13 protein-coding genes are annotated in these 12,790 nt (G+C 71.2%); 9 read left to right on the forward strand and 4 right to left on the reverse strand.

From position 1 onward, the window contains the following. Window positions 1-2 precede the first annotated feature (2 nt). From QM809_RS13195 to QM809_RS13220, 6 genes are all read left to right on the forward strand, one after another. A complete protein-coding gene (locus QM809_RS13195) occupies window positions 3-1,265 on the forward strand; it encodes a cysteine desulfurase (RefSeq protein ID WP_415046213.1) in 1,263 nt (420 codons plus the stop codon). Beyond that, entirely contained in the window at window positions 1,262-1,711 is a 450-nt protein-coding gene (sufU, locus tag QM809_RS13200) for a Fe-S cluster assembly sulfur transfer protein SufU (protein WP_415046214.1), read from the forward strand. The genes QM809_RS13195 and sufU overlap by 4 nt, the downstream gene beginning before the upstream one ends. After that, complete coding sequence (locus tag QM809_RS13205; RefSeq protein WP_415046215.1) at window positions 1,711-2,046, forward strand: metal-sulfur cluster assembly factor; 336 nt, start codon at window positions 1,711-1,713, stop codon at window positions 2,044-2,046. Before sufU ends, QM809_RS13205 begins: the two co-directional genes overlap by 1 nt. A gap of 22 nt (window positions 2,047-2,068) precedes the next feature. After that, window positions 2,069-3,733: a trypsin-like peptidase domain-containing protein gene (locus QM809_RS13210; protein ID WP_415046216.1), complete on the forward strand. Its 1,665-nt coding sequence runs from the start codon at window positions 2,069-2,071 to the stop codon at window positions 3,731-3,733. Between the two features lie 76 nt (window positions 3,734-3,809). After that, the gene (gene trxA, locus QM809_RS13215) at window positions 3,810-4,184 is read left to right on the forward strand and encodes a thioredoxin (protein WP_415046217.1); all 375 of its coding nucleotides are present in this window, start codon (window positions 3,810-3,812) and stop codon (window positions 4,182-4,184) included. A 129-nt stretch (window positions 4,185-4,313) separates the two neighbouring features. Further along, window positions 4,314-5,087: a glucose 1-dehydrogenase gene (locus QM809_RS13220; RefSeq protein ID WP_415046218.1), complete on the forward strand. Its 774-nt coding sequence runs from the start codon at window positions 4,314-4,316 to the stop codon at window positions 5,085-5,087. Between the two features lie 24 nt (window positions 5,088-5,111). Here the strand turns inward: QM809_RS13220 and QM809_RS13225 are convergent, their stop codons facing one another. Beyond that, window positions 5,112-6,305, reverse strand: a complete 1,194-nt coding sequence (locus tag QM809_RS13225; protein WP_415046219.1) for a lycopene cyclase family protein — start codon at window positions 6,303-6,305, stop codon at window positions 5,112-5,114. Continuing rightward, window positions 6,302-7,072 (reverse strand): SDR family oxidoreductase, encoded by a 771-nt coding sequence (locus QM809_RS13230; protein ID WP_415046220.1) that lies wholly within the window; start codon window positions 7,070-7,072, stop codon window positions 6,302-6,304. Before QM809_RS13230 ends, QM809_RS13225 begins: the two co-directional genes overlap by 4 nt. A 73-nt stretch (window positions 7,073-7,145) precedes the next feature. Here QM809_RS13230 and QM809_RS13235 point away from each other — a divergent pair, with 73 nt between their 5' ends. Together QM809_RS13235 and QM809_RS13240 are read left to right on the forward strand one after the other, a co-directional pair. Beyond that, on the forward strand, window positions 7,146-8,135 hold the full coding sequence (locus QM809_RS13235; RefSeq protein WP_415046221.1) for an endonuclease/exonuclease/phosphatase family protein: 990 nt from the start codon (window positions 7,146-7,148) through the stop codon (window positions 8,133-8,135). Between the two features lie 11 nt (window positions 8,136-8,146). Further along, complete coding sequence (locus QM809_RS13240; protein WP_415046222.1) at window positions 8,147-9,775, forward strand: ABC-F family ATP-binding cassette domain-containing protein; 1,629 nt, start codon at window positions 8,147-8,149, stop codon at window positions 9,773-9,775. Here QM809_RS13240 and QM809_RS13245 read toward each other — a convergent pair. Both QM809_RS13245 and QM809_RS13250 read right to left on the reverse strand, forming a co-directional pair. Next, the gene (locus tag QM809_RS13245) at window positions 9,759-10,832 is read right to left on the reverse strand and encodes a hypothetical protein (protein WP_415046223.1); all 1,074 of its coding nucleotides are present in this window, start codon (window positions 10,830-10,832) and stop codon (window positions 9,759-9,761) included. The two genes, QM809_RS13240 and QM809_RS13245, sit on opposite strands and share 17 nt — an antisense overlap. Window positions 10,833-10,947: 115 nt before the next feature. Beyond that, window positions 10,948-11,604: a class I SAM-dependent methyltransferase gene (locus QM809_RS13250; RefSeq protein WP_415046224.1), complete on the reverse strand. Its 657-nt coding sequence runs from the start codon at window positions 11,602-11,604 to the stop codon at window positions 10,948-10,950. Window positions 11,605-11,816: 212 nt separating this feature from the next. On the opposite strand from QM809_RS13250, the gene QM809_RS13255 reads away from it, so the two are divergent. After that, entirely contained in the window at window positions 11,817-12,770 is a 954-nt protein-coding gene (locus QM809_RS13255) for an endonuclease/exonuclease/phosphatase family protein (protein ID WP_415046225.1), read from the forward strand. Window positions 12,771-12,790: the final 20 nt, after the last annotated feature.

A 12,790-nucleotide genomic window follows, 5' to 3' on the forward strand; every position in this document is an offset into this window, starting at 1 on the left:
CGATGACGGTCGAGACCGGTTTCGACGTCGCCGCGATCCGCGCCGACTTCCCGATCCTGGCGCGCACCGTCCGCGACGACAAGCCGCTGGTCTACCTCGACTCGGGGGCCACCGCGCAGCGCCCGCTGCCGGTGCTCGACGCCGAGCGCGACTTCCTGCTGAACCACAACGCGGCGGTCCACCGCGGCGCCCACCAGCTGGCCGAGGAGGCCACCGACGCCTACGAGGACGCCCGCGCGGCGATCGCGGGTTTCGTGGGGGCCGCCGTGGACGAGGTGGTGTTCACCAAGAACGCCACCGAGGCGCTGAACCTGGTCGCCCACACGCTGGGCGACGACCGCGCCGCCGCGGTGCTCGGCGGGAAGCCGCTGGGGGAGGGCGACACCGTCGTCGTCACCGAGCTGGAACACCATGCGAACCTGGTGCCGTGGCAGGAGCTGTGCCGTCGTACCGGCGCGACCCTGCGCTGGTACGGGGTGACCGACGACGGCCGGATCGACCTCGACTCGCTGGTCCTGGACTCCTCGGTCCGCGCGGTGGCGTTCACCCACCAGTCCAATGTGACCGGTGCGGTGGCCGACGTCGCCGAACTGGTCCGGCGGGCCCGCGAGGTGGGCGCCCTGACGGTGCTCGACGCGTGCCAGTCCGTACCCCACATGCCGGTGGACCTCCCGGCGCTCGACGTCGACTTCGCGGCCTTCTCCGGCCACAAGATGCTCGGCCCCAACGGGGTCGGCGCGCTGTACGGGCGCCAGTCGCTGCTCGCGCAGCTGCCGCCGTTCCTCACCGGCGGGTCGATGATCGAGACCGTGACCATGGAGTCGTCGACCTATGCGCCGCCGCCGCAGCGCTTCGAGGCCGGCACCCAGATGGTCTCGCAGGTCGTCGGACTCGGCGCCGCGGTCGGCTACCTGGAGAAGATCGGCATGGCCGCCGTCGCCGCGCACGAGCACGCGCTCACCGCGCGCGCGGTGGACCTGCTCGGCGGGATCGACGGGCTGCGCATCGTCGGACCCGCCACGGCGGAGAACCGGGGCGGGGCGGTCTCGTTCGTCGTCGACGGGATCCACGCGCACGACCTCGGTCAGGTCCTCGACGACGAGGGCGTCGCGATCCGGGTGGGCCACCACTGCGCCTGGCCGCTGCACCGCCGGTTCGGCGTGGCCGCGACCGCGCGCGCATCGTTCGCGCTCTACAACACCGGCGACGAGGTCGAGGCGCTCGCCGCGGCGATCGTGAAGGCACAGGAGTTCTTCGTCCGATGAGAATGGAACAGATGTACCAGGACGTGATCCTGGACCACTACAAGCATCCGCACGGGCGCGGACTGCGCGAGCCCTTCGACGCCGAGGTGCATCACGTGAACCCGACCTGCGGCGACGAGGTGACGCTCCGCGTCCACGTGGCCGACGGGGCGGTCGCCGACGTCTCCTACGACGGTCAGGGCTGCTCCATCTCCCAGGCGTCCACCTCGGTGCTCTACGACCAGATCGTCGGACTCGACGTCGAGGCGGCGCTGGCCGCCGTCGAGTCGTACAACGCCATGCTCACCTCGCGGGGCGCCGACCCCGGCGACGAGGACGTGCTCGGCGACGGCATCGCCTTCGCCGGTGTGAGCAAGTATCCCGCGCGCGTCAAGTGCGCACTGCTGGGCTGGCTCGCCTTCAAGGACGCGCTCGCCCGATCCGTCGAAACCACAGGAGCCCGCTGATGGACGAACCCCAGACCTCTCTGCCCGCCTACGACGACGTCGAGGAGGCCATGCGCGACGTCGTCGACCCCGAACTCGGCATCAACGTCGTCGACCTCGGCCTGGTCTACGGACTGGAGGTGAACGACGACGCCTCGGTGAGGCTCGACATGACGCTCACCTCGCCGGCGTGCCCGCTCACCGACGTGATCGAGGACCAGACGCGCGGCGCGCTGGTCACGAGCGGTCTGTGCACCGACGTGGAGATCAACTGGGTCTGGCTGCCGCCGTGGGGCCCGGACAAGATCACCGACGACGGCCGCGAGCAGCTCCGCGCGCTCGGATTCACCGTCTGACCCCTGTGCTAATTTTCGTGGTGTGAGGCTGATCTCGCGCATACTGGCGCTGACCACTGCGGCACTGCTCATCACGGTCGGTGCCGGGCCTGTGCACGCCGATCCCGACGGCCCGTCGATCGCCTCGCGCATCGGCCCGTCCCTGGTCTACATCCAGACCGATTTCAAGGGCTCGGTGACGGTGCCGATCCAGGGCCGCCTCCGGGAGACGCCGGAACTGACGCTGACGACCAGCTGCACCGGTTACGTCGTGGACGAGACCGGATTCATCGCGACGGCGGGGCACTGCGTGAACGCGCAGGACGACCAGCTGCACGACGGGATGCGGGCCCGCGCCGCGGAGGCCCTCGGCCAGACCGAGTCCGATGCCGCGCAGATCGCGCGGCTCGCGATCGAGCAGAGGTGGCCGGTCCGGATGACCGCCACCTCCAGCGGCGCGGCCACCAGTGTGCGGGTGCGGCAGCCGACGGGCGAGGATCAACTGATCGCCGACTGGCGGGACGTCCAGGTGATCTCCTTCCAGCCGTTCGAACAGGGCGACAACGCCGTCCTGCGACTGAACGACGTGCCCGAGGGACTCACCGCGCTGGTGCTCTCCGACCGGGTGCCCGAGCCCGGCGAAGACGTGATCTCGGCCGGTTTCCCGGGCGCGGTGCAGCGCACCAACGACAGTTCGGCGATCGCGCAGCCGTCGTACAAGACGGGCACGGTGTCGTCGCGGCAGAACAGCGACAGCGGCGTCTACCGCACCGAGATCTCGGCGACCCTCGGCAAGGGCATGTCGGGCGGGCCCACGGTGGACGAGGAGAGTCGGGTGATCGGCACCAACTCGTCCGGGGCGGCGCTGATGGACGAGAAGGCGTCGTTCAACTTCATCACCGACAACATCGCGCTGCGCGACTATCTGACGCAGAACGGCGTGACGCTCGCCGCGGCGCCGAGTGATCGGGATGCGGGCGGTGTCCCGCTGTGGTTCTGGCTCGGACCGTTGATCGGTGTCGGAGTGCTGCTGATCGCCGTGGCGCTGTGGCTGCTGCTGCGCCGCAAGAGCGCATCCGGGACCGTCGATCCGCGGTCCGGTCCGACGGGACCGGGCATGCCGGGTCCGGGTATGCCGATGCCTCCGATGGGGCAGGGATCGATCGGGGCGGGACCGGCCGGTCCCGGCCCGAGGGGGCCCGACCCCCGGGGCCGGTCTCCGCAGGGTCCGCCCGGACCGGGCGGGAGGGGCGCGCGTCCGGGCCCGCAGGGTCCGCCGGGCGGTCCCCGCCCGGGTCCGCCCGCTCCCGGCGGTCGGGGCCCGGTGCCGCAGCACGGCCCGCAGGCTCCGGGTGTACAGGGCCCGGGTGCGCAGGGCCCGGGAACGCAGGGTCTGCGAGCACAGCGCCCCGGCGCGCCGCAGCCCCGGCCGAACGTTCCGCCGCAGCATGCCCCGGTCCGGCAGGCCGGTGCGCCCGGTCGGCCGTCGGCACCGGCTCGGCCGGGACCGGCCTCGGGCGCGGCGCAGCACCCCTCCCCGCTCCCGGGCGAGCAGGAGACCGTGCTGAATCAGCCGCTGCCCGATCTCGCCTCGGCGGCGGGCGCCGCGGGCGAGACGGCCGTTCCGGGCGGCTCACCGCCGCCGGACGAGGGCGCCACCGTGCTCGATCAACCCCTCCCGAAGCCGTCGGAGACGGACTCCCGGTAGCCGGTCGCATCGCCGGAGTAGGCTCGGATCCAGAGCGCCGGGGAATGCTCCCGGGGGTACCTGAGTTGAGGATGGCATGAGCACAATCGATTTGACCGGTGAGAGCTTCGAGAAGACGATCCTGGAGAACGAGATCGTTCTCGTCGACTTCTGGGCCTCCTGGTGCGGCCCCTGCCGCCAGTTCGCGCCGACCTTCGAGGCCGCCTCGGAGAGCAACGCCGACGTGGTCTTCGGCAAGGTCGACACCGAGGCCGAACAGCAGCTCGCCGCCGCCGCCAGCATCCGTTCCATCCCGACGCTGATGGTCTTCAAGAAGGGCAACCTCGTCTTCAACGAGGCCGGCGCGCTGCCGCCGCAGGCGCTGGACTCCCTGATCGAGCAGGTCAAGGCCCTCGACGTGGAGAAGGCGATCGCCGAGGCCAAGGCCGCCCAGGAGTCGCAGGACGACTAGCCGGTCGAACGTCCGATTCTCGGACGCCCGCGCCGCCCCGTCGGCCGTACCTTCTCCAGACAGGAGCGGGCGGTGGCGTGAGTCACGATCAGAGGGTCCGCTCTGGTCACTCATGCGGAAGGAACGACGATGGGACGCGTAGCGGATAAGGTCGCGCTGGTCACCGGCGGCGCCAAGGGGCTCGGTCTGGCGACGGCGAAACGGCTGTTCGAGGAGGGCGCCACGGTGGTGGTCACCGATCTCGACGAGGCCGAGGTCGCCGCCGCGGCGGCGGCGATCGACCCGAGCGGGGAGAAGGTGGTGTCCTATCGGCAGGACGTCACCGACGAGGCCGGCTGGGACTCGTTGACGACGACGATCGTCGACCGGTTCGGCAAGCTCGACGTGGTCGTGAACAACGCGGGCGTCGCCGCGTCGCGCACCGTGGAGGAGGAGACCCTCGAGACGTGGCGGTGGCTGATGGCGGTGAACCTCGACGCCGTGTTCCTGGGCACCAAGGCCGCGATCGCGGTGATGAAGGACAACGGCGGCGGCTCGATCGTCAACCTGTCGTCCATCGAGGGCATCATCGGCGACCCGGGGCTGGCCGCGTACAACGCGAGCAAGGGCGGGGTGCGGATCTTCTCCAAGTCCGCCGCGCTGCACTGCGCGAAGTCGGGCTACGGCATCCGGGTGAACACCGTGCATCCCGGGTTCGTCTGGACCCCGATGGTCGAGGCCTACGCCGAGGAGCAGGACGCCGAACTCGACGACGTGACGCAGGCGCTGATGGCCGCGCATCCGATCGGGCGGATGGGGCGGCCGGAGGAGATCGCCAACGCCGTCCTGTACCTGGCCTCGGACGAGTCGTCGTTCTCCACCGGCAGCGAGATCGTCGTGGACGGCGGATACACCGCGCAGTGACCGATCGGTTCGCTGCGCGGTGGCTCAGCGAGCCGAACGTCGGACGAGGGCGCGCCCGGTGAGTGTCACCAGGCGCGCCTGCTGCCTCCCCGGCAGCGCCCGGAACACCGCCCACATGGTGGCCAGGGTGCCGCGCAGGTCGTCGCGCCCGCCGAGGTAGGCGCGCTGACGCGCCGTCGGGAGCCGGAAGAACGCGTCGAAGAACGCGGTCAGCTCGTCGCCGTCGAACCCGAGGAGCACGGCGAGACCGATCATCCGCAGCCGGAACGTCCACCGCGCCCGGCGGGTCCACAGGACCGCGGCCGGATCGTCGCCGCGGGCGACCGCGCCCGCCACCGTGTCGGCGGCGCCGAGCGAGACCGCGATGCTGTACCCGGTGGCCGGGTGCATCAGGCCGCCGCCCGCCCCGAAGCGCAGCGCTCCGGCGGGTCGCCGCCACGGTCGCGGATCGACGTAGAGCGGGAAGTCCACGAACTCCGCGGCCTCCGCAGGGGATTTCGACGCCCGTGCACCCGACGGTCCGGAGTCCGCTGCGGGCGCCGGCCGGTCGAGGGCGCGGAGACGCCGGGTGTTCCGGGCGGAGAGCTCGTCGAACGGCACCGGGGGAGCACCGGCGAGGCAGGTCTCCTCGACGAGCCGTCGCCCGTCTCCGAGGTCGACGCGGTACCCGAAGGTCGGCGCCGGCCCGGCGGCGCCCCGCCAGTCCATCAGCACCATCCCCGCGTCGGCCGGGCCGGTGTCCTCGGCGGCGTCCCGGTCGACGAACACCCCGTACGCGGTCTGCCGCGGGATCGTCGCGGCGCCTGCGGTGGCACCGAGAGCCGCACCGCCGCGCGCGTCGACCACGACGTCGCCGTCGATCACCCGGCCGTCGTCGAGCCGGACCGACCGCTCGGTGACCGCGGCGACGTGGCCGGTGACGACCTCCACCGCGGACAGGTCCAGCGCGGCCTGCAACGCGGCCGCCGACAGCGTCACATAGGGGCGCGGGACCTCCCGCCGCTCCGGGGTGAAGACGACGAAGCGGTCGGCGGCGCAGGCGATCACGTCGTCGTACGGGAGCCAGTCGGGAAGATCGTCGGCGAAGACGCCGAACGTGGCCGACCAGGGCCGGTCGGGTGCGGGATCGATCAGGGTCACCGCGACCCGCCGGCCGGCCGCCCGGTGGGCGAGCGCCCGACCGGCCGGGCCCGCGCCGACGACGATCAGCTCGGTCACATGTTCCCGGTGGCCAGCAGTCCGCCGTCGACGCGGAGCGTCTCACCGGTGATCCACGACGCGTCGTCGCTCACGAGGAAGGCGACCGCGGCGGCGATGTCCTCCGGGGTGCCGAGCCGACCCATCGGGTAGGCGCGGGCCGCCTTCTCCTCACCGGCGGCGACCAGGGCCTCGGCGAACCTGGTCTTGACGATGCCGGGGGCGACGGCGTTGACACGGATCGTCGGGCCGAGCTGCCAGGCGAGTTCTTCGGTGAGCCGGATCAGGGCGGCCTTGGATGCGCCGTACGCGGCGATCATCCCGGTCGAGCGCAGACCGGCGACCGAGGCGATGTTCACCACCGCGCCGCCGGACTCGCCCATCCCGGCCCGATGCGCCTCCTGGATGTAGCCGAGGGCGGCGACGACGTTGGTGTCGAAGGTCTTGCGGACCGCATCGAGATCGGCCGTCATGAGGTCGCCGTACACCGGGTTGATCCCGGTGTTGTTGACGAGGACGTCGATTCCGCCGTGGGCGACGGCCGCGGCCACCGCCTCCGCGCGATGCGCGGGGTCTCCGGTGTTGCCGGCGACCGCGGCGACCGTCGCGCCGGACACCGCGGCGCGGATCTCCTCGGCGGCGGCCTCCAACGGCTCGGGCTTGCGGCCGGTGATCACCACCGCGGCACCGCGGGCCGCGAGCTCGGTGGCGATCGCCAGCCCGATGCCGCGGCTGGCACCGGTGACGAGGGCGGACTTTCCGGACAGGGCGGCAGAGGTGTCGGTCATGGCACTCAAGGCTAGTGCGTCGGCGGCCCGCATACGTCCGGGGCCCGATAGGGTCGTGCAGGTGTGGAGTCGGATGCGTGAGGGCTGGGACGCCTCGGGTCCGTGGCGGCGGACGGGCCTGCTGTTCTCGGCGCTGTGCCTGCTGATCGGTGCGGGCGGGTTCTGGCTGCACTTCACCCGGATCCCGCTCGGGCCGCTGGTGAACGCGGCGGCGTTCGCCCCGTATCTGATGGCGGTCTCGCTCGTCGGACTGGCGACGGCCCTGATCGTGCGCTCCGGGCGACTGGTCGGCGGCGGCCTCCTCGTGGTGCTCGTCTCGCTGTGCACGCAGGCGCCGCTGTACCTGGATTCGTCCGACGGCGCAGAGCCGGAGCTGACGGTCCTGCAGATCAATCTGGGGCTCGGCGAGGGCGACGTCGATGCGCTCGCCGACGTCGTGAACACGGAGGAGGTGGACCTGCTCGCGGTGACCGAACTGACCGAGCCCGCGCTGGCGGCGATCGAGTCGTCGTCCATCCTCCGGCGGCTGCCGCACGCGTACACCCGGCCCGCGCGGGCCGGGAACGGCGGCGGCATCCTGTCCCGGTACCCGATCACCGAACGCACCCGGCTCGACGGTTTCTGGCTGCCCAACCTGCGGACCGTGATCGACGTGCCCGGAGCGGCCCCGCTGACGTTCTACGGCCTGCACGTGATGCCGCCGTACCCGGACACCTCGGCGCAGTGGCGGTCCGAACTCGGTCGGCTGCACGCGGAGTTCCGCGGCGCGACCGGCCCGGTGATCGCCGCCGGCGACTACAACGCCACCTACGACCACCGCGCGTTCCGGGCGCTCACCGCGCCCGCGCCGACCGGTCCGGCCATGCTCGACGCCGCCGAGCACACCGGCGCGGGCATGGTGCGGACCTATCCGGCCGACCGGTTCTTCCCGCCGCTGCTCGCCCTGGACCGGATCCTGGCGCGCGGCGGACCGGAGCCGATCGAGTTCCGTCGGATCGCGATCCCCGACAGCGACCACCACGCGGTGCTCGCACGATTTCGGGGGTCGCCGGACCGCCGGTAGCATGGCTCGTCGTGATTACCGCGACGGATCTGGAGGTTCGAGCCGGCGCCCGCACCCTGTTGTCGGCTCCCGGGGATGCCCTGCGCATCGCACCCGGCGACCGTATCGGCCTGGTCGGCCGCAACGGAGCGGGGAAGACGACGAGTCTGCGGATCCTGGCCGGTGAGACCGAACCCTACGCGGGTTCGGTCCGCCGCAGCGGTCCGCTCGGCTACCTCCCGCAGGACCCCAAGGAAGGCGACCTGTCGGTCCTGGCGAAGGACCGCGTGCTCTCGGCGCGCGGACTCGACGAGATCCTCGCCCAGATGGCCAAGCAGCAGACCCTCATGGCCGAGACCGACGACGACCGCCTGCGCGACAAGGCGATCAACCGGTTCTCGCGACTGGAGGAGCGATTCGGCGCGCTCGGCGGCTACCTCGCCGAATCCGAGGCCGCCCGCATCTGCAGCAGCCTCGGCCTGCCCGACCGCATCCTCGACCAGGAGCTGCGCACCCTGTCCGGCGGTCAGCGCCGTCGCGTGGAGCTGGCGCGCATCCTGTTCGCCGCGTCCGACGGCTCCGGCAAGTCCGACACCACCCTGCTGCTCGACGAGCCCACCAACCACCTCGACGCCGACTCGATCTCCTGGCTGCGGACCTTCCTGCAGAACCACGAGGGCGGCCTGGTGGTGATCAGTCACGACGTCGACCTGCTGGCCGACGTGGTGAACCGGGTGTGGTTCCTCGACGCGGTGCGCGGCGAGGTGGACGTCTACAACATGGGCTGGAAACGGTATCTGGACCAGCGCGCGACGGACGAGCAGCGTCGTCGTCGCGAACGCGCCAACGCCGAGAAGAAGGCCGGCGCCCTGCGCGAGCAGGCCGCCAAACTCGGCGCCAAGGCCACCAAGGCCACCGCGGCGCAGCAGATGCTCAAACGCGCCGAGAAGATGATCGACGAACTCGAGGAGGAGCGCGTGGCCGACCGGACCGCGACCATCCGCTTCCCCGAGCCCGCGCCGTGCGGCAAGACCCCGCTCATGGCGTCCGGACTGACCAAGGTGTACGGCTCGCTGGAGATCTTCACCGGCGTCGACCTGGCGATCGACAAGGGCAGCCGCGTCGTCGTCCTCGGCCTCAACGGCGCCGGTAAGACGACGCTGCTCAGGCTCCTCGCCGGCACCGAGAAACCGGACCTGGGGATCATCGAACCCGGGTACGGGCTCAAACTCGGCTACTTCGCGCAGGAGCACGACACGCTCGACGACGACGCCTCGGTGTGGGAGAACATCCGGCACGCGGCGCCCGACGCGGGGGAGCAGGACCTGCGCGGACTGCTCGGCGCGTTCATGTTCTCCGGTCCGCAGCTGGAGCAGCCGGCCGGGACGCTCTCGGGCGGTGAGAAGACCCGTCTGGCACTGGCCGGACTGGTGTCGTCGGCGGCCAACGTGCTGCTGCTCGACGAGCCGACCAACAACCTCGACCCGATCTCCCGCGAGCAGGTGCTCGAGGCGCTGCGCAGCTACACCGGCGCCGTCGTGCTGGTGACGCACGATCCCGGTGCGGCCGCCGCCCTGGAACCGCAGCGCGTGATCCTGCTGCCCGACGGCACCGAGGACCACTGGTCTGACGAGTACCAGGAGCTCATCGAACTCGCTTGACGGTCACTCCGGCGGCTTCCATCCCGCTCAGGACGTCGTCGGGGAACAGTTCCCGCGGCACGACGGTCAGCAGGACGTCGCCGACGTACAGGAGCACGGTCCGGTCGAACACGCGGACGCGGCTCAACGCCTCGAAGGGCAGACGGGTGGCGTAGCGCCCGTCGAGTGCGAGATCGACGTGGTCGTCGCCGTGGATGCAGCTGAATCGGTAGGCGGGTCCGGGCTCACCACCGGTCACGACCGCCGCCAACCCCTGAGCGTACTGTCTGCGGATCATGAACCACAGGATCAGCGGCGGCACCGTGACCGGGATCAGCATGATCAGAAAGAACAGTACTTTCGCGAGCAGCGACTTCGAAGGCGTCGAGAGGCCGATCACCGCGATGATCACGACGGGCACCCCGAAGATCACGAGGAGCGCCGCACCGACGCGATTCGCCGTCCGGCGGACCGGAGTCTTGATCAGTGCGGCGACCTCGGCGGCGGGGTGGACGACGGTGTACTGCGGTGCGGGAAGCGTGATCTCCGAGCCCTGCGGAATCTGCGGCGGCGGGGCGTGTCCGCGGAACCGGGCGAGCAGGGCATCGTCGACCAGGACACGCGGAACGGTCGCGATCGATCGACCGCGATACACGATGACGGCGTCGCCGAGGACCTTCACCGACGAGACGGTGCTGTAGTACAGGCGCCCGACCGATCGGCCGACGACCGAGTAGTCGAACGCGAGGGGACCGGCGACGGCGGACACCGGGTATTCGGGTGCGGGTGCTCCACCGGTCAAAACGGTGTGCAGGGTCCGGGTGTAGCGGCGCAGGAGGAACCCGCAGGCTCCGCCGATCACGGCGATCAGTGCGAGGTAGAACGCCAGTGCGGACCACGTCCGCTCGCTCACCGCGATCAGTCCGCCGATCAGGATCAGCACGAGGATCGCGCCGACCGCGATCTGCCGCACGATGATCCGGGCCCCGGACCGCGCGACCCGCCGGATCTGTTCGTCGGTGAGAGTCGCCTCGACTCGAGGTGCCGGGAGTGCGAGGTACGACGGGCAGGTGGTCACCCCGGGAGTCTAGACGGAGGTCTTCTCGGTGGTCGGCCGTTGCGAGATACCAGGACACGAGGGAGCATCTCCCTCGTGGGCCGTTATTTCGCAACGGCCGACACGGACCGGCGTGTCACCCGGATCGTGGGCCCGGTGCGAGATCACGGCGGGGTCGGTCTCCGTCGCTTCCGCTCGTCCGAACCGCGAGAAGCGCGCCGTGGCGGCGCCCGGGCCGCAGCGGTCGGGTCTCGGTGCGGGTGACGGCGAACCCCGCCTCCTCGACCGCTCCGGCGAGCAGATCGACCGGCCACCGGAACGCGGAGACGACCGCGTGGTCGAATCGCTCGAGTCGGTCGCCGGCGAAGAATCCGACGGCCAGCGCACCTCCGGGCCGCACGCAGCGTGCGAATTCGGCGAGTCCGGCGCGGACGTCCTCCGGTTCGGCGTGGATGAGCGAATACCACGCGAGCACGCCGCCGAGGGCGTCGTCGTCGACGTCGAGGCGCTGCGCGCGACCGAGTCGGAACTCGCAGTCGGGGTGGTCGGCGCGCGCCCGCGCCACGAACTCCGGCACGGGGTCGAGGCCGGAGACGTCGCACCCGAGTTCCCGGAGATGGTGCGTCCACTGGCCGGGACCGCAGCCGACGTCGAGGATCGGCCCCTCGATCCGGCGGGCCCAGCCGGAGATCAGCGCGAGGTCGAGGGCGTCGACGTCGTCGATCCGGCCGACGGCGGCGATGTACTCGTGCACCCGTGCTCGGTAGGCGGCGCGGACCGACTCGAACGTCATGGGGACAGATCCTCGCACCGACGACGGGAGGCTTCGACACCGGGCGCTCACTTCGTTCACGCCCGGGCTCAGCCGGCGTGGTTCGGGCTCAGCAGGCGTGGGCAGGACTCAGTCTGCGTGGGTCGAGCCAGACCGCGTGGGTCGGGGTCGGGCTCAGCAGGCGTGGGTCGGGCACAGACGCCTCTCAGTGAGGGTCGCCTATCCTTGACCCCGTGATCCGTCGGCTGCTGATTCTCGTCTCCCTCGCCTCGTACGTCCTCGGGTCGGCCGCCGTCGTCCTGCACTATCTCGGCGTCACGAGCAACACGGTCGCGCGGTTCGCCTCCGTCGCACCGTGCATGATCCTCGCCGCGGCGGCCGGAGTGATCCTCGCGCTGTTCACCCGGCGGGGCTGGGTGATCGCGCTCGGAGTCCTGGTGGTCGCCGCGGGCGTCGCCACCCAGCTGCCGCTCTACCTGGGAACCACCGAACCGCGCGGCGACGACGAGCTGACCGTCCTCCAGGCCAACATCTATCTCGGCCGGGCCGACATCGGTGCGCTCGCCCGCACGGTGCACGAGAACGACGTCGACGTCCTCACCGTCTCGGAACTCACCGATGACGCGCTCACCCGGATCCAGGGGTCGTCGATCGTCCGCGATCTGCCGCACGCGGTGACCTATCCGGTCAAGGAAGGCGGCGGCATCGGCATCTTCTCGCGGTTCCCGCTGGAGAACGGCACGCGACTCGACGGATTCAAGATGGCCAACGCCCGAGCGGAGGCCGTGATCGACGGCGAGCGTTTCGCCGTGTACGCACTGCATCCGCTGCCCCCGTGGCCGCAGCCCGCCTGGCGGTGGGAACTCGAACTCCGACGGCTCACCGGCCTCCTGCGGGACGAACCGCTGCCGACGATCGCCGGCGGCGACTTCAACTCCACCTATGATCACGTCCCGCTGCGTCGGCTGATCGAGGAGTCGGGGACCGTGGATGCGGCGGAGAGCACCGGGGCGGGAGTGGTCGCGACCTATCCGGCCAATCGTGCCCTGGTGCCTGCGGTGTTGGCCATCGACCGTGTGCTCACCGGTCCGGGCTGGACGGATCGCACGCCGACGGCGATGTCGTTCGAACGGGTCGAGTTGCCCGGCTCCGATCATCACGGTGTCGTCGCCCGGATTCGGAAGTAGTCCCCGATTTCGCTTCTATA

The sequence above is a fragment of the Gordonia sp. (in: high G+C Gram-positive bacteria) genome (genome assembly GCF_047600385.1).
Taxonomy (GTDB): Bacteria; Actinomycetota; Actinomycetes; order Mycobacteriales; family Mycobacteriaceae; genus Gordonia.

Coding starts and splice junctions, on each gene's coding strand:
- QM809_RS13250 (WP_415046224.1), bottom strand. CDS start 11,604: ATGACGTTCGAGTCGGTCCGCGCCGCCTACCGAGCACGGGTGCACGAG.
- QM809_RS13195 (WP_415046213.1), top strand. CDS start 3: ATGACGGTCGAGACCGGTTTCGACGTCGCCGCGATCCGCGCCGACTTC.
- QM809_RS13230 (WP_415046220.1), bottom strand. CDS start 7,072: ATGACCGACACCTCTGCCGCCCTGTCCGGAAAGTCCGCCCTCGTCACC.
- QM809_RS13235 (WP_415046221.1), top strand. CDS start 7,146: ATGCGTGAGGGCTGGGACGCCTCGGGTCCGTGGCGGCGGACGGGCCTG.
- QM809_RS13205 (WP_415046215.1), top strand. CDS start 1,711: ATGGACGAACCCCAGACCTCTCTGCCCGCCTACGACGACGTCGAGGAG.
- sufU (WP_415046214.1), top strand. CDS start 1,262: ATGAGAATGGAACAGATGTACCAGGACGTGATCCTGGACCACTACAAG.
- QM809_RS13220 (WP_415046218.1), top strand. CDS start 4,314: ATGGGACGCGTAGCGGATAAGGTCGCGCTGGTCACCGGCGGCGCCAAG.
- trxA (WP_415046217.1), top strand. CDS start 3,810: ATGAGCACAATCGATTTGACCGGTGAGAGCTTCGAGAAGACGATCCTG.